This is a genomic window from Methylophilus sp. (assembly GCF_052437885.1).
Lineage (GTDB): Bacteria > Pseudomonadota > Gammaproteobacteria > Burkholderiales > Methylophilaceae > Methylophilus.
In genome coordinates this window covers 158,973-179,495 of sequence record NZ_JBQVPB010000002.1, presented here as the reverse complement: position 1 = coordinate 179,495, position 20,523 = coordinate 158,973, and the positions used below count along the sequence as shown (strand labels likewise).

Annotated in this window: 19 protein-coding genes; 17 read left to right on the top strand and 2 right to left on the bottom strand. The window is 48.2% G+C overall.

Annotated features, from left to right (window positions below; genetic code table 11):
- The 8 genes from ACT6RZ_RS02690 to ACT6RZ_RS02655 all read left to right on the top strand — a co-directional run bounded on the left by ACT6RZ_RS02690 (position 1) and on the right by ACT6RZ_RS02655 (position 5,141).
- Positions 1-819 (top strand): CheR family methyltransferase, encoded by an 819-nt coding sequence (locus ACT6RZ_RS02690; RefSeq protein ID WP_444700651.1) that lies wholly within the window; start codon positions 1-3, stop codon positions 817-819.
- Positions 820-822: 3 nt separating this feature from the next.
- Entirely contained in the window at positions 823-1,431 is a 609-nt protein-coding gene (locus tag ACT6RZ_RS02685) for a chemotaxis protein CheB (protein ID WP_444700650.1), read from the top strand.
- Positions 1,418-2,617: a hybrid sensor histidine kinase/response regulator gene (locus ACT6RZ_RS02680; protein WP_444700649.1), complete on the top strand. Its 1,200-nt coding sequence runs from the start codon at positions 1,418-1,420 to the stop codon at positions 2,615-2,617. Before ACT6RZ_RS02685 ends, ACT6RZ_RS02680 begins: the two co-directional genes overlap by 14 nt.
- Positions 2,614-2,970 (top strand): response regulator, encoded by a 357-nt coding sequence (locus ACT6RZ_RS02675; RefSeq protein ID WP_444700648.1) that lies wholly within the window; start codon positions 2,614-2,616, stop codon positions 2,968-2,970. Before ACT6RZ_RS02680 ends, ACT6RZ_RS02675 begins: the two co-directional genes overlap by 4 nt.
- Positions 2,971-2,972: 2 nt before the next feature.
- On the top strand, positions 2,973-3,593 hold the full coding sequence (locus tag ACT6RZ_RS02670; protein WP_444700647.1) for a hypothetical protein: 621 nt from the start codon (positions 2,973-2,975) through the stop codon (positions 3,591-3,593).
- Positions 3,594-3,621: 28 nt separating this feature from the next.
- On the top strand, positions 3,622-3,945 hold the full coding sequence (locus ACT6RZ_RS02665; protein WP_444700646.1) for a thioredoxin family protein: 324 nt from the start codon (positions 3,622-3,624) through the stop codon (positions 3,943-3,945).
- Between the two features lie 162 nt (positions 3,946-4,107).
- A complete protein-coding gene (locus ACT6RZ_RS02660) occupies positions 4,108-4,479 on the top strand; it encodes a hypothetical protein (RefSeq protein WP_444700645.1) in 372 nt (123 codons plus the stop codon).
- A 77-nt stretch (positions 4,480-4,556) separates the two neighbouring features.
- Positions 4,557-5,141 carry a hypothetical protein gene (locus tag ACT6RZ_RS02655; RefSeq protein WP_444700644.1) on the top strand — a complete coding sequence of 195 codons (585 nt, stop codon included), beginning with the start codon at positions 4,557-4,559 and terminating at the stop codon, positions 5,139-5,141.
- A 33-nt stretch (positions 5,142-5,174) separates the two neighbouring features.
- Here ACT6RZ_RS02655 and ACT6RZ_RS02650 read toward each other — a convergent pair whose 3' ends face one another.
- Positions 5,175-6,089: a DNA-3-methyladenine glycosylase family protein gene (locus tag ACT6RZ_RS02650; protein ID WP_444700643.1), complete on the bottom strand. Its 915-nt coding sequence runs from the start codon at positions 6,087-6,089 to the stop codon at positions 5,175-5,177.
- 145 nt (positions 6,090-6,234) lie between these two features.
- On the opposite strand from ACT6RZ_RS02650, the gene ACT6RZ_RS02645 reads away from it, so the two are divergent.
- From ACT6RZ_RS02645 to ACT6RZ_RS02615, 7 genes are all read left to right on the top strand, one after another.
- A complete protein-coding gene (locus tag ACT6RZ_RS02645; RefSeq protein ID WP_444700642.1) occupies positions 6,235-6,423 on the top strand; it encodes a hypothetical protein in 189 nt (62 codons plus the stop codon).
- 98 nt (positions 6,424-6,521) lie between these two features.
- Positions 6,522-6,968 carry a YiiD C-terminal domain-containing protein gene (locus tag ACT6RZ_RS02640; protein WP_444700641.1) on the top strand — a complete coding sequence of 149 codons (447 nt, stop codon included), beginning with the start codon at positions 6,522-6,524 and terminating at the stop codon, positions 6,966-6,968.
- Between the two features lie 71 nt (positions 6,969-7,039).
- Positions 7,040-9,445 carry a type I restriction-modification system subunit M gene (locus ACT6RZ_RS02635; protein WP_444700640.1) on the top strand — a complete coding sequence of 802 codons (2,406 nt, stop codon included), beginning with the start codon at positions 7,040-7,042 and terminating at the stop codon, positions 9,443-9,445.
- Positions 9,436-10,698 carry a restriction endonuclease subunit S gene (locus tag ACT6RZ_RS02630; protein WP_444700639.1) on the top strand — a complete coding sequence of 421 codons (1,263 nt, stop codon included), beginning with the start codon at positions 9,436-9,438 and terminating at the stop codon, positions 10,696-10,698. Before ACT6RZ_RS02635 ends, ACT6RZ_RS02630 begins: the two co-directional genes overlap by 10 nt.
- Positions 10,695-11,621 carry an endonuclease NucS domain-containing protein gene (locus ACT6RZ_RS02625; RefSeq protein ID WP_444700638.1) on the top strand — a complete coding sequence of 309 codons (927 nt, stop codon included), beginning with the start codon at positions 10,695-10,697 and terminating at the stop codon, positions 11,619-11,621. The genes ACT6RZ_RS02630 and ACT6RZ_RS02625 overlap by 4 nt, the downstream gene beginning before the upstream one ends.
- 1 nt (position 11,622) lies before the next feature.
- Entirely contained in the window at positions 11,623-14,673 is a 3,051-nt protein-coding gene (locus ACT6RZ_RS02620; RefSeq protein WP_444700637.1) for a type I restriction endonuclease subunit R, read from the top strand.
- Positions 14,673-15,374: a M48 family metallopeptidase gene (locus tag ACT6RZ_RS02615; RefSeq protein ID WP_444700636.1), complete on the top strand. Its 702-nt coding sequence runs from the start codon at positions 14,673-14,675 to the stop codon at positions 15,372-15,374. Before ACT6RZ_RS02620 ends, ACT6RZ_RS02615 begins: the two co-directional genes overlap by 1 nt.
- A 6-nt stretch (positions 15,375-15,380) precedes the next feature.
- On the opposite strand, the gene ACT6RZ_RS02610 is transcribed toward ACT6RZ_RS02615, so the two are convergent.
- A complete protein-coding gene (locus ACT6RZ_RS02610; RefSeq protein ID WP_444700635.1) occupies positions 15,381-17,450 on the bottom strand; it encodes a sensor domain-containing protein in 2,070 nt (689 codons plus the stop codon).
- A 341-nt stretch (positions 17,451-17,791) separates the two neighbouring features.
- On the opposite strand from ACT6RZ_RS02610, the gene ACT6RZ_RS02605 reads away from it, so the two are divergent.
- Together ACT6RZ_RS02605 and ACT6RZ_RS02600 are read left to right on the top strand one after the other, a co-directional pair.
- Complete coding sequence (locus tag ACT6RZ_RS02605) at positions 17,792-20,116, top strand: FdhF/YdeP family oxidoreductase (RefSeq protein WP_444700634.1); 2,325 nt, start codon at positions 17,792-17,794, stop codon at positions 20,114-20,116.
- A complete protein-coding gene (locus ACT6RZ_RS02600; RefSeq protein ID WP_444700633.1) occupies positions 20,106-20,438 on the top strand; it encodes a hypothetical protein in 333 nt (110 codons plus the stop codon). Before ACT6RZ_RS02605 ends, ACT6RZ_RS02600 begins: the two co-directional genes overlap by 11 nt.
- Positions 20,439-20,523 lie beyond the last annotated feature (85 nt).

Sequence of the window (20,523 nt, the reverse complement as noted above, 5' to 3'; positions counted from 1 at the left end):
ATGCAGTTGCAAGACGCCGAAATAGAGGTCAAGTTGCTGATAGATGCCATCTATCTCAAGTACAACTACGACTTCAGGGATTACTCCAAAGCCTCGCAAAAACGCCGTATAGAGCAGGGCATCACGGCGCTGAAATGCCAGACTATTTCCGAGTTGCAGTCGCAGGTGCTGCATGACCCGGCCGTGTTCATGCAGTTGCTGCAATACCTCACTATCCCGGTCAGTGAAATGTTCCGTGACCCGTCCTACTTCCTGTCCATACGCGAGCAGGTGGTGCCGGTGCTCAAGACCTATCCTTCGCTGAAAATCTGGGTGGCAGGCTGCAGCACTGGCGAAGAAGCCTATTCGCTGGCGATATTGCTGCAGGAAGAAGGCCTGCTGGAGCGCAGTATCATTTACGCCACCGACATCAACCCGGTGTCGCTGGAAAAAGCCAAAAAAGGCGTGTTCCCGCTGGAACGCATGGCGCTATATGGCGACAACTACCAGGCAGCCGGCGGCAAACGCTCGCTGGAACATTATTACACCGGCGCTTATGGCGGCGCGCTGTTCGATAAAGGCCTGGCCGAAAAGATCACCTTCTCTGACCACAGTCTGGCCACAGATTCGGTGTTTTCCGAAACGCATTTTGTCTCTTGCCGCAACGTGGTGATCTATTTCAACAAGGCATTGCAGGGTCGCGCCTACAATCTGTTTTACGAGTCCTTGTGCCGGCGTGGTTTTCTCGGGCTGGGTCATAAAGAAAGCCTGGATTTTTCTACCTGTTCACACCTGTTTGAAGCAGTGGTGAAAAAAGACAAACTGTTCAGGAAGCTGTGAATAATGAACCAGCCACTGGCAGATGAAAGGTTACAGGCTATCCAGGCCATCGTCGTTGGCACCTCTGCCGGTGGCATAGAAGCCATGATGCATATATTCTGCCCGCTGCCGCCTGATTACCCCTTGCCTATCATCTGCGTCATCCATATGCCGGATAACCATGACAGCCACCTGGCAGAAGTATTTCAGCAATGGACGCGCATCAAGGTGCAGGATGCCGAAGACAAGGCGGCCATACAGCCGGGCAGCCTGTATTTTGCCCCGGCCGGCTACCACTTGCTGGTTGAACAGGATGCGACCTTCTCGCTCAGTTGCGAGATGCCGGTCAATTACTCGCGGCCATCGATAGACCTGATGATGCAAACCGCTGCCCAGGCTTATGGCAGTGGCTTGCTGGGCATACTGCTCACCGGGGCCAACCTCGATGGCGCGCTGGGTATGAAGAGCATCAAGCAGCATGGCGGCGTCACCATAGTGCAGGCGCCGCTAGAAGCAAAATCGGGTACTATGCCGAAGGAAGCCATAAAATTACAAACGCCGGACTTGATTCAAGGATTGACCGAAATTAAGAACATGTTGCTGCGACTTGGGGATATGCATGCCATACAGTAACGAAAAAATAAAAGTGTTGATCGTTGATGACCTGAGCGAGAACCTGCGGGCGCTGGATGCCATTTTGCGCGCGCCCGACCGGGTGATCATGCAGGCCCGCTCTGGCCTGGATGCACTGGAACTGTTGCTGGAACATGACTTTGCCCTGGCGATGGTCGATGTTGAAATGCCGGAGATGGACGGCTTTCAGCTGGCCGAACTGATGCGGGGCACCGAAAAAACCAAGCATGTCCCTATCGTGTTTGTCACTGCGGCCGGCATGGAACTCAACTACGCTTTCAAGGGCTATGGCGCCGGCGCGGTCGATGTCTTGTATAAACCTCTGGATATCAACGCAGTCAAAAGCAAGGCCAATGTGTTTGTCGAGCTGTTCCGCCATCGCACCGCGTTTGAAAACCAGGTCAGGGCGCTGGAAGAAAGCCGCAAAGAGCAGGAATGTCTGCTGCAGCAGCTGCAGGCGACACAGGCAGAATTGCAACATTCACTGAATATGCGTGAGGAGTTTATGTCGCTGGTGGCGCACGAGATGAGGACCCCGCTGAACACCCTGTTTCTTGAAGTGCAGGTCAGGCTATCGCAACTGGCGAAAAATAATTTAGCCATATTCACGCCCGAGAATCTGCAGAAGATGCTGGGCCGTAGCGAGCGTCAGCTCAAAAGCATGATGCGCCTGATAGAGGATATGCTGGATGTTTCGCGTATCAAGAATGGCAAACTTTCCATACAGCCGCAGGGCGCCAATCTGTCGCTGCTGGTCAGGCAACTGGCTGAAGACCTGACGCCGTTCGCCAAAGAGGCTGAGGTAGAGTTCGTGCTGCAGATAGACAGCGAAGTCGAAGGCCACTGGGATGCTTTCCGCATAGAGCAGATCATCATCAACTTGCTCACCAACGCTGTGCGTTACGGCAAGGGCAAGCCTGTGCATGTCTCGCTGACCATGGAGGGCGGGCATGCCGTGATCAAGGTGGCAGACCAGGGCGTAGGCATAGACGAGCATGAGCAGAAAAAGATATTCGAAGCCTTTGAACGCAGCGGTGACAACGAAGTGAAAGCCGGTTTGGGCCTGGGCCTGTATATTTCCAGAAAACTGGCCGAAGCGCACGCCGGCGAGATCAGCGTCATCAGCCAGAAGAACCGCGGCAGCACCTTTATATTGCGCCTGCCGCTCAAGAGTGTCGCGGCATGAAGATCCTGCTGGTAGAAGATGATGTCGATACGCGCGAGATCCTGGTCGAAATGCTGCAAATGCATGGCCATGACATCGTCACTGCCTGCGAGGCACAGCAGGCCCTGGCGGCTATGCACCAGCAAGCCGATATCGAGCTGCTGATCACCGATATCAGCCTGCCTGGCATGTCCGGCATAGAGCTGGCCCGCGCGGCCAATACGGCGCATCCTGCCATCGCCATCCTGATCTGCTCCGGCTACGGCGAGCAACAGTTCGAGGCGCTGCCTTTCACTGTCACCTGGATACAGAAACCGCTGGAAATGGATGTTTTTCTGCAAGTGGTCGAGCGGTTTTCGGGAGTGAACCAGTGAGCATGCCGGCGCACTCAGAGGCTTTTGAAAAACTACGCAACGAAGTGCTTAACCGCGTGATGCCTGGCCTGCGCCACAAGATGCTGGGTAAATTGCAGCCGGTGACTTTGCTGTCACAGGTGCTGAGCAGAAAGTTGTCTCTGGGCAGCGCCGATCAGGCTTATGTGCAAACCCAGGTCGATGAGATCAAACTCAATGCACGCTTGGTCACCGCCGCCACGCAAAACCTGTTTACCTGGGTAGCACTCGATGCTCCGGTGCAACTGCCGGTGGATGAGCTGCTGAGCGAGTGCGTAGACCTGCTCAAAATGGAGTGTTACAGCAACCACCTCATCATCAGCAATCATGTCACCTCCAGGCAACCACTGCCCGCGCTGGAAGCCAGGGTGCTGATCTGTGCCGGCATCATACTGCTGGCAGACAAGCAGGCAGAGGAGAAGACACTGGAGATCAGGGCGACCGGCAACGAGATCCAGTTTAAATGGAACCAGGCCTGCACCAGCGCTGCCTCTAATAATCCCGGCATGCTGCGCAACTGGGATTGGATCACGGATATTTCACCCCGCTGCCAGATCGAACAGATAGATTCCGGCATGCAGTTCAATTTTCAGGCTGCCGCCTGAGCCTGGTTAGGTATAAGCGCGACACTTTATGACAGCAGTTACAGCCACTACTGAACCTACCCGTGCCGAGCTGGATAGCCTGGCAGGCGCCACGGTCGTTGAGTTCGGTGCCAGCTGGTGCGGTCACTGTCAGGCAGCGCAAACAACGATCACAGCCGCGCTCGCGCAGTTTCCGCAGGTAAAGCATATCAAAATAGAAGATGGCAAAGGCCGCAGGCTGGGCAGGTCTTTCCAGGTGAAATTATGGCCTACGCTTATCTTTCTAAAAGATGGCGTCGAGCTGCAACGCCTGGTGCGCCAGATCGCCACGCAACCCTTAAACGATGCCCTGCAACTGATCACCACCGCCTGAATTCCCGCTTGTCACACATAGCACTTTTGCCAGATTAATCTGACAGCAAAATCAGATTTTCGCCAGTATTGCACCTGCGTGATTCAACCTACACTAGCGCCATTGTTGCACTGACGTCATTCTCTTCAGCGCCAAACGGTCATTAATTACAGGTTGAACATCATGCGTAGCCCGAAAGAATTTGCAGAACAGATCTTTGAAGTATTGAGTTTCTCTATCAATCAAGCATGCAATGAGCAGGATTGGTATCATGTCAAACGGGATGCGCTGGCTTACGGTTTCAAGCAGACCGATGTCTCTACCCCGTCTGCCTACGGCCAACGCTTTGACCTGGTGCTTGAATCGGGTATTTACCTGTGCCTGAACTACCGCTCGTTCGATCCTTCCGGCCCATTTCAGACCCTGCCTGTCATCAGCCGCTTCGAACTGACTTTTTCCGTCGAGAATGAAAAGATCAAATCCTATCAGAACGGCTTTGATGAGCCGGTGGCGGCCAATGATAAATCCATCTGGCATGAGCTGTCATTCGCTTGAGGATCAACTGGCCGGTCTGGCACATCAGACTGGCCTTTGCACTTGGTAGTACCAGCAACCGGCAAGGAGCAGACGCTATGCAACATCCCCAGCCCATCAACGCAAGAACTGGCCTGCTGAAAAAATGCCTGCTGGTTTACAGCTGCTTATATGCCGCTGTGGTGGTCGCTGCCGAGCCAGCACAGCTATTCGAACCGATACGCTCGGTGCTGCAACACCCGCGTTGCCAGAACTGCCATATCCCCGGTGACCAGCCCCTGCAATATGATCAGGGCAAACCACATGCCATGCTGGTGCAGCGTGGCATGGCCGGTAAAGGCATGCCAGCGATGGAATGCAGCTCCTGCCACCAGGAGAAGAACTCACCGCCGGTGATGGGCATGCACGCACCACCAGGTGCGCCACATTGGCAACTACCGCCACCAGAAAGCAAAATGGTGTTTATCGGCCTCTCGCCCAAAGACCTGTGCATGGTGTTGAAAGACCCGGCCCGCAACGGTGGCCGCGACGGCCAAAAACTCATCACTCACTTTGCCGATGACAAACTGGTCGCCTGGGGCTGGAACCCGGGTGGCAACCGCACTTTACCCCCTCTCACCAAAGCGCAGACCGTCACCGCCGTCAAGCAATGGGTAGATGCAGGGATGCCGTGCCCGGCCTAGTCGCTGCTTTAATTTAATGCCTATATCTGGCGGCTAGGCATCGTTAAGCTGGGTCGATTGCCAGGCCCATAAATGCGCCGCCAGCAAGGCCCGCCACGGGCTAAATGCCTGCAACCACTGTTGCGCTTCTTTCTCGCTGACCTGTTCAACCGCCATCAGCGTCTTGATCACCCGCCGTACCGCCGCATCGCCATGCAAAGAGCCATCCAGCCAGCCATAGCCGCGCAGCAGGGTGTAACTGATAGTCCACGGCCCTATGCCTTTAATGCCCGCCAGTGCCGTGGCGATCACCTCGGTCGCTACCTGTTGCTGCAACCAGTCATCCATAGGCAACTCGCCGGACAACACCAGCTCGCTGACCTTCAGCAGCGTATTGGCCTTGCTCTGGGAAAGGCCCGCCTGCCGTAATGTATCGACGGATAATCGCAGTACCTGCGCTGGTGCCGGGTAGCAATAAAACCCGGAAGAATGCCTGATATCGGCCAGCTGGATGAATTTACGCCGCATCGAGATCGCCGCGCTCAAACTGACCTGCTGGCCTATCACCGCCCAGGTCAGCGCCTCAAACGGGCTCATGCTCACCGGCACGCGCAAACCTGCCTGGCGCGTGATCATCACGCCCAGCAATGGGTGGTCGGCATAAGCCTGCTCAAAACCGGCGATCGCCTGCGTCAACCCCAGCATATGCTGCACGCTACCGATAAGCGCGTCGGCACTCACCGCATGCTCACCACCATCCACCGCCAGGCTATATTCAACTTCACCTTTACCGTCATTGGCACCAAAAGTCAGCGTCAACAGGGCAGGGTGGCCTTGCCACACAATGGCCTTTTCCAGCACATTTGCCGTGACTTTCTCAGCCACTGCCAGCTTGTCGCGTCCATGAAAAGTCAGAAAATCCTGCGGCCGGAACCCGGCAGGTAATGCAATAAATTGTTGAGTGCTCAAAACAGATTCACTTTCAAACAGCCGTTCAGCGTTATGCGCCAAACATGGCAGGGTTTTTATAGACTATACTTTCATTGAAACACATACGCTGCAGCATTGTCAGACTATCAGTAAACCACTGTTTCAATATTCGATGGAGATACCCATGTCAGATGCATCCAAAAACAATGCTAACCCACCCGCAACACCAGTTTATGACGAAACCTCACTGCTGCCGCCCATACACCCGCACAGCAAAGACAAACAACCCGGCTCACACTCGGCCGAGATCGCCGTAGAAGTTGAAGATGGTCAGGTATCACCCGGCGAGTTAAGCAGCGAGAATGACATCTGATCCCTGAACTGATCCCGCGCTCAGGCAAATTAAAAAGCTCCGTAGGGAGCTTTTTTTGTTAAGGTAACGCGTGATTATTTTCTTTAAAAGGTAAACGCATGAGCCAGCTAGAACAAAACTTTCAAAACACCTTGTTCAAACTCATCCCGCAAACCAAAAATCTGGGCATACAGATCACCAGGATAGATGAGAATCAGCTCACTGTGCATGGCGATTACGCACTGAACAAAAACCACCTCAATATCGTGTTTGGTGGCAGTATAGCCGCCATTTCGATCACCACGGCCTGGTCGCTGGTGCAGTCTAAAATCGAGCAAGCAGGGCTAAAAGGTAACCTGGTGATCAAGCACCAGGAGATCGATTATCTATTGCCGGTGAAAACAGATTTTGAATGCGTGGCGAGTTTTCAATCTGCGGATGGTTGGGATAGTTTTGAAAAGACTTATCAGGAAAAGGGCAGGGCAAAGATTACAGTCACAGCTCAGATTATCAGCGAAGCCAAAGCGACATCGAAATTTCAGGGTGTTTTTGTTTTGTACAGATAATTCATAAGCTGTTGAAGGGCTTTCATTTACAATTCTGTAAAGGTTAGCAATTAAATTAAAAGTAGAAATAAATGGCAATTAAAAAATCTGAACTCTATTCATCACTCTGGGCTAGTTGCGACGAATTACGTGGTGGTATGGACGCAAGCCAATACAAAGATTATGTTTTGGTAATGTTGTTTATCAAGTATGTAAGCGACAAGTATGGTAATACGCCTTATGCGCCTATCACTGTGCCTAAAGGAGCAAGTTTTGAAGATATGGTGGCTCTTAAGGGCAAGCCCGACATCGGTGATCAAATCAACAAGAGGATTATCGCCCCACTGGCAATTGCAAACAAACTTTCAGATATGCCTGACTTCAACGACCCAAGTAAATTAGGGAGTGGTCAGGAGATTGTAGATAGGCTTACCAACCTCATCGGTATTTTTGAAAATAAAGCATTAGACTTTAGTAAAAACCGCGCTGATGGCGATGATATTTTAGGAGATGCCTATGAATATCTCATGCGTCACTTCGCAACCGAAAGTGGTAAAAGCAAAGGCCAGTTTTATACGCCTGCTGAAGTTAGTCGTGTAATGGCGCAAATCTTAGGCATTAAAGAAGCTAAAACTACCAATCAAACCACTGTCTATGATCCGACCTGCGGCTCGGGGTCACTGCTCCTCAAAGTGGCTGATGAAGCCACTTCGAACGTAACCTTATATGGGCAAGAGAAAGACACTGCCACCTCTGGCCTGGCTCGCATGAATATGATTTTGCATAACAACCCGACGGCAGAAATCAAGGGTGGTTATAGCACTTTGGCTAATCCTGTGTTTATGGATGAGCGCGGTAATCTCAAGACATTTGACTATATTGTGGCAAATCCGCCATTCAGTGATAAGCGCTGGAGTACAGGCTTAAGCCCAGAGAAGGATGTGCATCAGCGTTTTGAGCATTATGGTATTCCGCCCGCAAAGCAAGGCGATTACGCTTATTTGCTTCACATCATCCGTTCACTGAAGAGCACTGGGCAGGCTGCTTGCATTCTGCCGCATGGTGTTTTATTCCGTGGCAATGCAGAAGGAGAAATTCGTAAAAACCTCATTCGCCGTGGTTACATCAAAGGCATTATTGGCCTGCCTGCCAATTTGTTTTTTGGCACTGGGATTCCAGCCTGTATTGTGGTGATAGACAAAGCAGAAGCCCAAGCCCGTAAAGGTATCTTTATGATTGATGCCAGTGGTGGCTTCATAAAAGATGGTCCTAAAAATCGGTTGAGTGAGCAAAACCTGCACAAAATTGTCGATATCTTTAACAAAAAGATTGAGTTACCCAAATACAGCCGCATGGTGAGTTTTAATGAAATCGAGAAAAACGAATTTAACCTTAACTTACCTCGCTACATTGATAACCAACAGGCTGGAGATCTGCAAGATATTGGAGGCCATTTGAAAGGAGGCATTCCCAAGCGCGATGTTGATGCTTTGCAAGCTTATTGGGAGGTATGCCCACAATTGCAAGGGGTACTTTTTAAACCCAACCGCACTAACTATGTTGATTTAGCCATCCCTAAACAGCAGATTAAATCCAGCATTTATCAACACCCGCAATTTTCTGGTTTTATTGATCAAATGAATGCGCACTTTGCAGCATGGCAAGACGCCACCGGCGCCCAACTCAAACAACTACAAACAGGTTTTCATCCCAAACAACTTATACATGAATTAGGTGAGCAACTGCTTGCCCATTATGACAACAAACCGCTCATTGATAAATATGACATATACCAACACCTCATGAGTTATTGGGCAGAAACCATGCAGGATGATGGCTATTTAATTGCCGCTGATGGCTGGCAGGCTCAAACCTACCGTATTATCGAAACAGATAAAAAAGGGAAAGAAAAAGACAAGGGCTGGGCGTGTGACTTAATCCCCAAACAAATTATTGTGGATACCTACTTTTCTAAAGAGCAACAAGTCATTAACGAGCAAAAAGCTGAGTTAGAGAGCGTTACCGCGCAACTCACTGAGCTAGAAGAAGAGCATAGCGGAAATGAAGGTTTTTTTAGTGAGCTGGATAAAATCAACAAAGCCAATATAACTGCAAGGCTTAAAGAGATTAAACACGATGAAGAGGCTAAAGAAGAATCGCAAGCACTCTACCAATGGCTGTCACTTAATACCAAAGAATCCGAACTAAAAAAAGCTATTAAAGACGCTGAGGCAGAACTTGACTTAAAAGCCTATCAGAATTACCCCAAACTCAACGAGATAGAAATTAAAACCTTAGTGGTAGATAACAAATGGTTGAATGCAATTGATAGTTTGATACATGGCGAGATGGATAGAATCAGTCAATCACTCACTCAGCGGGTAAAGGAGTTGGCAGAGCGTTATGAAATCCCAATACCAACACTACAAAAAAACGTCATAGACTTGGAAAGTAAAGTGCAACAACATTTAGTAAAAATGGGGTTTGCATGGAAGTAAGAGTCGGCTACAGGAAAACAGAGCTTGGAGTTTTACCCGAAAGCTGGGGTATAAAAAATCTTGGTGAATTAACTACCTTGATGACCAATGGTTTTGTTGGCGTTGCTACTAGCCACTACGTCAATAATCAAAATGGTGTTTTGTATATTCAAGGGTATAACGTAGAGCAGAACTCATTTAATTTTAAGGGTATCAAATATGTTTCTGAGGCATTTCATAAAGCTCATCTTAAGTCGTCGTTAAGAGAAGGTGACTTACTTACAGTCCAAACAGGAAATGTTGGGTTAACAACAGTCGTAACGGAAAGTTTGGTTGGTTCCAATTGTCATGCGCTGATAATTTCACGCTTTGATAGAAAAAAAGCTTTTCCTGAATTTATCTCATATTATTTAAACAGTGCTCAAGGCCGTTCCCGATTAAAACTAATTGAAATCGGTACAACTATGAAGCACCTTAATGTTAGCGATATGCTTCTTTTTGATATACCTCTACCACAGGATATCCAGGAGCAAAAAACAATTGCTCAGGTACTAAGGGATGCGGATGCGTTGATGGAATCGCTTGAAAAACTCATCGAGAAAAAACGTCAAATCAAAAAAGGCGCAATGCAAGAACTCCTCACAGGCAAAAAGCGGCTGCCAGGGTTTAGTGGTGAATGGCAAAGGAAAGTATGGGGTGATGTGATTTTGAGTTGTAGCAGCGGAGCCACCCCATACAGAGGGCGGCCTGATTTTTATGATGGCAATATCAAATGGATAACTAGTGGTGAGTTAAATTACAGAGAAATTAACGATACCGTAGAACATATTTCTGAAGATGCGGTAAATAAAACCAATTTAAAGACTCATCCCAAAGGTACTTTTTTGATGGCTATTACAGGGCTTGAAGCAGCTGGTACCAGAGGCTCATGTGGTATTGTGGGTAGTCCTGCCACAACGAATCAATCATGCATGGCTGTATACCCGTCTTCTGAATTACTAACAAAATATCTCTTTCATTATTATATTTTTAAGGGGGATGAGTTAGCTTTAAAGTATTGCCAAGGCACCAAACAACAAAGCTATACAGCAAAGTTAATTCGTATTTTACCAATTGAACTTCCCCCAACTATCGATGAGCAGTCGGTAATAGCTGATACTCTCTCAGATATGGATGCTGAAATCGATTTATTAGAAGTTAAGTTGTCAAAAGCCCATCGAATTAAACGAGGCATGATGCAAGAACTTCTCACAGGGAGAATTCGCTTAATATGAAAAACTATTACCGATTAATGTTAGGTAAAAAAAGTATCTATGCAGCCGAATGTTTTGCTGGTGGTTTTGTAGGTACGTATTTCGGACTTGATGAAGACTTTACTGGCAAGTTGCCAGAAAAATGGCGAGATTTTAACAAAACCTATATCCCTTATTTTTTGGAAGCGAATCCAGGTAAGAGCAAAATTGCCGCTGGATTAGCCTGTGGTATGGTTTGGACAGTCTCCAAGGGGATTAAAAAAGGTGACATTGTGCTTTGCCCTGACGGGAATGGACTTTACCATCTTGGTGAAATAGACAGCGATTATTATTATGTTGCGGGTGAAAATTTGCCACATCGCCGTAAAGTTAATTGGTTAAATATTTCGATTGCACGCTCTGCGATGAGTGAGGCCTTGCGTAATTCAACAGGTTCAATTGGGACGGTAAGCTATGTAAGTGATTATGCGTCTGAGATCGAGACTTTTATCGTTAACACGCATATACCTGTGATTATTGCTTCTGATTCTGTAATTGAAGATCCTGTTGCATTTGCGATGGAAAAGCATTTAGAAGCTTTTTTGGTCGCCAATTGGAATCAAACCGAGTTAGCGAAGAACTACACTATTTATCAGGAAGATGGTGAAATTGTAGGGCAGCAATATTCAACCGATGCAGGGCAGATTGATATTTTGGCTGTTAGCAAAGATAACAAAAAACTATTAGTAGTAGAGCTAAAGCGCGGGCGTGCATCTGACGTAGTGGTGGGGCAAATTCTGCGCTATATGGGCTATATAAAAGAACAAATTGCAGAAAAAGATCAAAAAGTTGAGGGTGTGATTATTGCACTAGAGGATGACCAAAAATTGAAGTGGGCCTTAGCTGCTGTGGATAATATTTCGTTTTATCGCTATGAAGTGAATTTCAAACTAATAAAGGCTTGATATGTCAACGATAGGCCAGAAAGAGCGCCAAACCCAAAATCGAATAATTAAGCTGTTTCTAGATGAGTTGAACTACCACTATCTAGGGGACTTTTCTGATAACCCAAATAATAGCAATGTTGAAGAAAAGCATTTGGTAGCCTATTTAAGCAAACAAGGTTATGACACTTCTTTAATCAGTAGAGTACTAGATAAGCTGCGCGTTGAGGCTAGAAATCCTAATCGCAATTTGTACGATAACAACAAAGCGGTGTATAGCTTGTTGCGCTATGGAGTTCAGGTACAAGCCTCTATTAGTGAGCCTAATCAAACGGTTTTTTTAATCAACTGGCAAAAGCCAGAGTTCAACGATTTCGCGGTTGCTGAAGAGGTTACTTTAAGAGGCGGTCACGATCGGAGACCTGATTTGGTCCTTTATATTAATGGAATTGCGATTGGGGTGATTGAGCTTAAAAATAGTCGTGTATCCATTGGTGACGGCATTCGCCAACTAATCTCCAACCAAAGCAAAATATTTAACGAGTGGTTTTTTAGCACAGTACAAATTCTGATTGCTGGTAACAATTCTGAAGGGTTGCAATACGGGACTATTAAGACCGAAGAGAAGTACTTTTTAAAATGGAAAGAAGACGAAGCAGACAATAGTCGCTTCAAGCTCGATAAATATTTGCTCAAGATGTGTAACAAAGCACGATTGATCGAATTGTTATACGACTTTGTTTTGTTTGATGCGGGTGTGAAAAAACTGCCACGCGTGCATCAATATTTTGGGATCAAGGCTGCGCAGCAACATGTTCGCGAATATAAGAGTGGCATTATTTGGCACACTCAGGGCAGCGGCAAAAGCATAGTCATGGTGTTATTGGCTAAGTGGACTCTTGAATTCAACCCTAAAGCCAGAGTAGTCATCGTAACTGACCGGGATGAGTTAGATAAGCAAATCAAAGATGTGTTTGTAGACGCAGGCCACAAGATGGAACGCGCCAATAGCGGCAGAGATTTGATGGCGAAATTATCCAGTCCTACACCTCGTTTACTTTGTTCGCTAGTCCACAAGTTTGGTCAACGTGATGTAGATGATTTTGAGGCGTTTATTGAGGATTTAAAAAACCAACCAAGCAAAACTCAAGGCGAGTTATTTGTGTTTGTGGACGAGTGCCACCGCACACAAAGTGGCAAGTTACACACCACCATGAAAGCCATCATGCCAAATGCTGTATTTATTGGCTTTACAGGTACACCTCTCTTAAAAAAAGATAAAGCGACCAGCCTAGAGGTGTTTGGCGGTTATATTCACACCTATAAATTTAGTGAAGCGGTTGAAGATGAAGTGGTTTTAGATTTGATTTATGAAGCGCGGGATATTGACCAATACCTTGGCTCGAAAGAGAAAATTGACCAATGGTTTGATATTAAAACCAAACCCTTGAACGATTGGCAAAAAGCGGCATTACGTGAAAAATGGGGCACTATGCAGGCTGTCCTGAGTTCGCGTTCCCGCATGGATAGGGTAGTCGAAGACATTATTTTTGACTTTAGCGTGAAGCCACGTTTAAGTAATGAAAAAGGTAATGCAATTCTTGTAGCCTCGAGCATATATGATGCCTGTAAGTATTTTGAATTATTTAACAAAACCCTGTTTAAAGGCCGGTGTGCGGTGGTTACCTCATACAATCCACAAACCAAAGATGCTTCGTTAGAAGACACTGGTGCAAATACTGAAACTGATAGGTTGTTTATTTATAACACTTACACAGCTTTGCTCCAGAACGTGCAAGCATCTGGCAATCAGTCCAAAACAGAAGTCTATGAGGACCAAGCTAAAAAGCTCTTTAAAGAGCAACCAGCCAATATGAAGCTGCTAATAGTTGTGGACAAATTACTTACTGGTTTTGATGCTCCAAGTTGCACTTATCTATATATCGATAAAAGCATGCAAGATCATGGATTATTTCAAGCGATTTGCCGGACCAATCGATTAGACGGTGAGGATAAAGATTTTGGTTATATAGTCGACTACAAAGACTTATTTAAAAAGGTTGAGAAAGCGATCTCAGTCTACACCTCTGAACTTGCACATGAGGATGCCGGTGTCGACCCCGTCGTAATGATGCAAGAACGTTTAGCTAAGGGAAGTGAGCGTCTTGATGAAGCACTAGAAGCTGTAGCGTTAATTTGTGAGCCAGTTGAGCCACCTAAAGATGAATTGGAGTACATACATTACTTCTGTGGCAATACGGAGATTGCTGAAGATTTAAAAGCACGTGAACCGCAGCGTTCAGCCCTGTATGTGGCTACAGTTAAATTGGTGAGGGCTTATGCCAATATTTCAGATGAGCTAAGCAAGGCTGGTTATTCTGCTGAGGATATTAGGCGTATAGAAAAGAAACTGAATGAGTACTTGAAACTGCGTGAAATCATCCGAAAAGCGAGTGGAGAGAGTTTGGATTTAAAGGCGTATGAAGCAGATATGCGTCACCTGTTAGACACTTACATTCAAGCCAGTGAGCCAAGAAAAATATCACCTTTTGATGATATGCCATTGCTGGATGTGATTATAAAGTCAGGGATAGCTGCAGCAATTAGCCATTTGCCTGAGGGGTTGCGTGGCAATAAAGAAGCGGTGGCTGAAACAATTGAAAATAATGTTCGCAGTAAGATCATTAAGGAGCATTTAAATGATCCTGCGTATTATGACAAGATGTCTGTATTACTGAATGAAATTATTGCAGCAAGAAAATCGAGAGCAATCGAGTATGAAGAGTATTTACGGCGAATAGCAGAGCTTGCAAAGTCAGTACATGCAGGCCAAGACACAGAAACTCCTAAAACTTTAGATACGTCGGCCAAAAGAGCATTATTTAACAATCTTGGCCAGAATGAGTCGCTTGCGATGGAGGTTGATACCGTTGTTAAGAATGTTAAACGTAATGATTGGCGAGGCTCAACACCCAAAGAAAATGAGATTAAAGCAGCCCTGTTAAAGGTGCTCAAAGATATAGATGAAGTTGAGCGGATATTTATTATTATCAAATCTCAAACTGAGTACTAATGGTTACAGAACTACATATCGGCGATATTACAGTGGATGTGATATTGAAAAATATCAAGAATATTCACTTGAGTGTTTATCCTCCGACAGGGAGGGTACGTATATCTGCACCATTAAATTCTAATATAGAAACACTTCGTGTTTATGCAATTAGTAAACTACCCTGGATAAAACGCAATCAAAATAAGTTGCAAGAGCAAGCTAGAGAAACGCCGCGCGAATTTCTAGAGCGAGAAAGTCATTATGTTTGGGGTAGGCGTTATCTTCTTAAAATAGTAGAGGTTAACGCGACTCCAAAAATTGAGCTGAAACACAGCCAGCTAATTATGAATGTGCGGCCTAATACTCAGAAAGCACAAATGCAGGAATTACTTGAAGCATGGTATCGAGATGAAATAAAAGCTGTGGTGCCTGGATTGATTAAGAAATGGCAAAAGTTAATTGGTGTATCGGTCAACAATTTTTATCTTCAAAAGATGAAAACGAAATGGGGAAGTTGCAACCCTGTAGCAGCAAATATTCGACTAAATAGTGAACTGGCAAAAAAGCCAATTGAATGTCTTGAATACGTTGTTGTGCATGAGTTATCTCATTTATTGGTGCCTAATCACAATGCCGAATTCATAGTTTTGATGAATCAGTTTATACCAAAATGGAAAGTATATCGGGATCAGCTCAATCAACTTCCTCTGCAGTGGTAACTATTTCTAATATTGCGTTGATTGGTATTTTCCACATGATGCTTGCATATCAATCTCATCAAACGGCTTAGGCTTGCTAAAGTAAAAACCTTGTACCACTTTGCAGTCGTAATCTAGTAAATACTTAGCCTGCTCAGCCGTTTCCACCCCCTCAGCCACCAGCTCTTTCCCCAAACTTTTCGCCATTGAAATAATCGCCTGCACGATCAACCGGTGATCATTGTTATCGGCAATCCCTTGCACGAATGACTGGTCGATCTTGATTTCGCTGACCGGGAATTTGTTTAAATAACTAAGCGCGGAATAGCCGGTGCCGAAATCATCCAGCGAGATTCTGAAGCCCAGGCTATCCAGGCTTTTTAGGGTTTTCCTGATGTGCAGGCTGTCGCTCAGGAGCAGGCTTTCGGTGATCTCCAGGGTGATCCATGCCGGGTTGCAGTGGGTTTTCTTTAAAAGGTGCTTGATGGAGTTGAGAAGGTTGTTATGGATAAACTGGCGGCTGGATAAGTTGATGGCGACGCTGATGGGGTCTTTGCGGCCGGTGTTCCACCTGACGGCGTCTTTGAACGCGGTTTGCATGATCCACTCGCCGATCTCGATGATAAAGCCCGAGTCTTCGGCAATGCCGATAAAGCGGTTGGGTGGGATCATTTCGTTGTGGTTGCGGTGCCATCTGAGCAGGGCTTCTACGCCGACGATCTTGTTTGTCTCTAAATCAATTTGCGGTTGGTAGTGCAGCAGGAACTCATCGTTTTGCAGGGCGGTGCGTAATGAGCGTTCTATATCTATGCGTTCTATCGTGGTTTGCGACAGGTCGGATGAATAAAACTGGTAGTTGTTTCTGCCGTGTTTTTTAGCCTTGTACATGGCGATATCGGAATATTTCACAATATCGCTGACGTCACTGCTGTGGTCTGGGCAAATTACCAGGCCTATGCTGGCCGAAATAAACAGTTCTGTGCCGCGGATAAGAATAGGTTGCTTGATCGCTTCAAGGATCTTTTTGGCGACGATGCCGGCATTTTTAGGGTCTTTGACTTCTGTCAGCACAATGGCAAACTCGTCTCCGCCCAGGCGGGCGACCGTATCGGTCGGGCGCACAGCGCGTTCTATACGCCTGGCCATCTCATATAGCAGCAAATCACCTTCGGCGTGCCCTAGCAGGTCATTGACTGCCTTGAAGCCATCCAGATCCAGCATTAAAAACGCAAATGAAGAGTCTGACTGTTGCGATTGCTGTATGCAGCGCTCCAGTACTTCCAGCAATGAGATGCGATTGGGCAGCTTGGTGATGGAGTCAAAATAGGCCAGATTATTGATGCGGTCCAGGTTTTCATAAGACTGCGTCATGTCCTGGCCGATGGCGATCACGGCTTTTACTTCGTGGATGGCATTGAATTCGGCGGTCAATACAGTATCCATGATCTTGTGCTTGCCATCTTTGGTGGTCAGCCTGAAGGCGACATGTTGGTTCTCGCCGCTTTGAAACACCTGGCGTATGCTTTCTTCCAGCGCCAATGCGCAGACGCCGCCGGGATATTGCGAGGGCGTTTTGCCTATCAGACTGCTGGCATCCACCTCGTAAAATGAAGAGTTGGCATTATTGAGAAAGATACGCTGGCAGTCGCTATTGTATTTGGCGATGCAGTTAGACGAGTTTTCTACGATAGAGCGGTACTCATGCTCTTTCTGGATATTGGCCGTGACATCCCTGGCGTAACCCAGCGAGCCGACCACTTTGCCGTTGACCACCACGGCGGATTTATAAGACTCTATCCAGTAATACTCGCCTTCAGCGTTTTTAATCGGCACAGTGACTGCGCTGGGTGAGGTGCTGAGCATGGCTTTTTTATCGCCATCTACATACTCCTGCGCCAGATCCGGCGGAAAGAAATCAAAATCAGTCTTGCCTATCAGCTCGGCACTAGAAGCGACCCCCACCATATTGGCATAAGCCGTATTCGCCACCAGGATGCGGCTGTTCACATCTTTCAGCCAGACCATGAATGGGAAATTATCAATCAGAGTCTGGATGTATTGATTACTTTCAAAATGTTGATCTTTAATATTTTTCATAAAATGAACGAATATTTCTAATCTTGATGAATGCCTATCTTCCCACAATAAATTAAGTTGACTGCTAATAAATTGTTTTCGGTAATATTTAATTTTTCTTCAATATCAATATGTTGCTAATCAGCATCGTGGCGTGGTGATAACGCTGACCCGGCCGCAAGTGAGCCTTTGGCTGCATGCAAAACCAGAAATATCCAAGCACTGTACCCTAAAAATTTCGCGTTTCTGTATCTGGTTTGCTTGCGCTGGCTGGCTTACGATGGCTGCAATCCTCATTCCGTATTCATTCGCTGTTCTGCTTTAACCAGCCCCCAGCCTTTACTAGCCAGCAAGTAGGAAAAATGTCGCAACCAAAAGCTTCCATCAAGCCTTATCACCACCCTGCCGCCGGTTGGGGTGCGTTAAAGCAAGTGGCCGCGCAACTCGCGCTGCAGAAGATCCCCGTCAAGGGCATCATGACCTTGCTGGCACAGAATCAGCCGGATGGCTTTGATTGCCCGGGGTGTGCCTGGCCGGATAAGGAACACACCTCTACGTTCGAGTTTTGTGAGAACGGTGTCAAGGCGGTGGCGGCTGAGGCGACTGCCAAGCGGGTGCCGCCGGCATTTTTTGCCAGACACACCGTGACCGAGTTGATGGGCTGGAGCGATTTTGATCTGGAGAATGAAGGCAGGCTGACTCACCCTATGCGCTATAACGCAGCCACGGACAAGTATGAAGAAGTGTCATGGGATGGTGCGTTTGAGCTGCTGGCCAGCCACCTCAACGGTCTGGCTGACCCTAATGAGGCGATCTTTTATACCTCTGGCCGGGCGGCGAATGAGGCGGCTTTTCTCTACCAGTTATTCGTGCGTGAATTCGGCACCAATAATTTCCCCGATTGTTCCAACCTTTGCCATGAATCCACCAGTATGGCCTTGCCGCCTACCGTGGGCATAGGCAAGGGCTCGGTGACTTTGCATGATTTTGAGCATGCCGACACCATACTGATCTTCGGCCAGAACCCGGCGACCAACCATCCGCGCATGCTGGGCGAGTTGCGCGAAGCGGCCAAGCGTGGCGCGCGCATCGTGGCCATCAACCCATTGAAAGAGCGTGGTTTGGAACGCTTTGCCGACCCGCAAAGCCCGTTCGATATGTTGTCTTTCAAGGGCAGCAAGATCAGTGACCTGTTTATCCAGCCTAAGCTGGGTGGTGATCTGGCGCTGGTCAAAGGCATGATCAAGTTCGTGATCCAGTGGGATGACGAAGCGATCAAGCAAGGCGCAGAGCGTGTGGTAGACCTGGAGTTCATCGCGCAGCACACCAATAATTTTGCCGCGATCGCGCAAGATGCGCGCGAGGAAAGCTGGGATCTGATCGTTGAAGAGTCTGGCGTGCCTTTGGCGCAGATCGAGGAGATCGCACGTGTGTATGCCACCGGCGACCGCGTGATCGCCACCTGGGGCATGGGTATCACCCAGCACAAGCATGGCGTGGCGACCATTAAAACGCTGGTCAACCTGATGTTGCTGCGTGGCAATATCGGCAAGGAAGGCGCCGGCCTGTGCCCGGTGCGCGGCCATAGCAATGTGCAGGGCAACCGCACTGTGGGTATCTATGAAAAGATGCCGGTCGAATTCCTCGAAAGCCTGGAACGCGTGTTTGATATCCAGGTGCCGAAAACGCCGGGCTATGACGCGGTGGCGGCCATTCAGGCCATGATAGATGGTAAAGGTAAAGTATTCTTTGGGTTGGGCGGCAATTTTTCGATTGCCACGCCGGATACCGACCGCACCTGGGAAGGCATGCGTAAATGCGACCTGACCGCGCATGTGACCACCAAGCTGAATCGCAGCCATCTGGTACATGGCAAGGATGCGTTGATCCTGCCATGTCTGGGCCGCACCGAGATCGATACCCAGGAAACCGGCCCGCAAGGCGTGACCGTTGAAGACTCCATGAGCATGGTGCATGTCTCTTATGGCATCAACAAGCCGGCGTCACCTATGCTGCTCTCAGAGCCGGCCATCGTGGCGCGTTTGGCGCATGCCACGCTCAGAAACAGCAAAACACCCTGGCTGGAAGCGATCAAGGATTACAGCCAGATACGCGACATGATAGAGCGCACCATGCCGGTGGCATTCCGGGATTACAACGAGCGCATCAAGACCCCTGGCGGTTTCCGCATGCCGGTGCCTTCCAGCGAGCGTATCTGGAACACGCCATCGGGCAAGGCCGAATTCACCGTGCAGGCCATCCCTGTGCAGTCGCCTATCCACCTGGCGCGTGAGCAATATGGCGACCAGTTATTTGTGCTGATGACCACCCGCTCGCACGACCAGTACAACACCACCATTTATGGCATGGATGACCGCTATCGTGGCGTATTCGGCCAGCGTCGCGTGGTGTTCATGAACCCGGTCGATATTGCGCGTCTGGGGCTGGCAGCGGGTGACTGGGTCAACCTGGTCAGCGTCTGGCAGGATGGCATCACGCGCCGGGCAGACAAGTTTCTGGTGGTGTCTTACGATATTCCGCAGGGTTGTTTGAGTGGCTATTACCCGGAAACCAACAACCTGGTACCACTGGAGAGCGTGGCCGACGGTTCGCGCACACCTACGTCTAAATCTATCCCGGTGATCCTGGAAAAAACCACCGCACCCGAGGTCGCCCGTGCTGCTTGATCACGACTATCTGAACACGCAGGAGACGGTGAACGAAGGTTTTACCGCCGATTATGCCGCCGATTTTGCCCCCTTGGACAGGAGCACAGTGCTGATGCTGAGCATGCTGGAACTGTTGTATGCCGAGCATGCACAAGGCCGCGCGCAGGTATCTCTGGCCGTGATCTGCAAGCGGCTGGATGTACGCATGAGCACGGTGCAACGCTTGATGACAGCACTCGAAGAGCAGCAGCTGGTGCAGGTGTGCATGCAAAAAGACAGGCTGGTGGCTGCGCTTACAGCAAATGGTGAGGAAATATCCCAGGTGTTAAAAGCGGCCTAGGCCACAGACATTCCATTCGCAGTGCTACAGCCACGGCCAGGCTGACGTATAATGGAAAACACCTGAATTTTCCTCCCGCGCCTGG

Coding starts and splice junctions, on each gene's coding strand:
- ACT6RZ_RS02690 (WP_444700651.1), top strand. CDS start 1: ATGCAGTTGCAAGACGCCGAAATAGAGGTCAAGTTGCTGATAGATGCC.
- ACT6RZ_RS02685 (WP_444700650.1), top strand. CDS start 823: ATGAACCAGCCACTGGCAGATGAAAGGTTACAGGCTATCCAGGCCATC.
- ACT6RZ_RS02680 (WP_444700649.1), top strand. CDS start 1,418: ATGCCATACAGTAACGAAAAAATAAAAGTGTTGATCGTTGATGACCTG.
- ACT6RZ_RS02675 (WP_444700648.1), top strand. CDS start 2,614: ATGAAGATCCTGCTGGTAGAAGATGATGTCGATACGCGCGAGATCCTG.
- ACT6RZ_RS02670 (WP_444700647.1), top strand. CDS start 2,973: ATGCCGGCGCACTCAGAGGCTTTTGAAAAACTACGCAACGAAGTGCTT.
- ACT6RZ_RS02665 (WP_444700646.1), top strand. CDS start 3,622: ATGACAGCAGTTACAGCCACTACTGAACCTACCCGTGCCGAGCTGGAT.
- ACT6RZ_RS02660 (WP_444700645.1), top strand. CDS start 4,108: ATGCGTAGCCCGAAAGAATTTGCAGAACAGATCTTTGAAGTATTGAGT.
- ACT6RZ_RS02655 (WP_444700644.1), top strand. CDS start 4,557: ATGCAACATCCCCAGCCCATCAACGCAAGAACTGGCCTGCTGAAAAAA.
- ACT6RZ_RS02645 (WP_444700642.1), top strand. CDS start 6,235: ATGTCAGATGCATCCAAAAACAATGCTAACCCACCCGCAACACCAGTT.
- ACT6RZ_RS02640 (WP_444700641.1), top strand. CDS start 6,522: ATGAGCCAGCTAGAACAAAACTTTCAAAACACCTTGTTCAAACTCATC.
- ACT6RZ_RS02635 (WP_444700640.1), top strand. CDS start 7,040: ATGGCAATTAAAAAATCTGAACTCTATTCATCACTCTGGGCTAGTTGC.
- ACT6RZ_RS02630 (WP_444700639.1), top strand. CDS start 9,436: ATGGAAGTAAGAGTCGGCTACAGGAAAACAGAGCTTGGAGTTTTACCC.
- ACT6RZ_RS02625 (WP_444700638.1), top strand. CDS start 10,695: ATGAAAAACTATTACCGATTAATGTTAGGTAAAAAAAGTATCTATGCA.
- ACT6RZ_RS02620 (WP_444700637.1), top strand. CDS start 11,623: ATGTCAACGATAGGCCAGAAAGAGCGCCAAACCCAAAATCGAATAATT.
- ACT6RZ_RS02615 (WP_444700636.1), top strand. CDS start 14,673: ATGGTTACAGAACTACATATCGGCGATATTACAGTGGATGTGATATTG.
- ACT6RZ_RS02610 (WP_444700635.1), bottom strand. CDS start 17,450: ATGAAAAATATTAAAGATCAACATTTTGAAAGTAATCAATACATCCAG.
- ACT6RZ_RS02605 (WP_444700634.1), top strand. CDS start 17,792: ATGTCGCAACCAAAAGCTTCCATCAAGCCTTATCACCACCCTGCCGCC.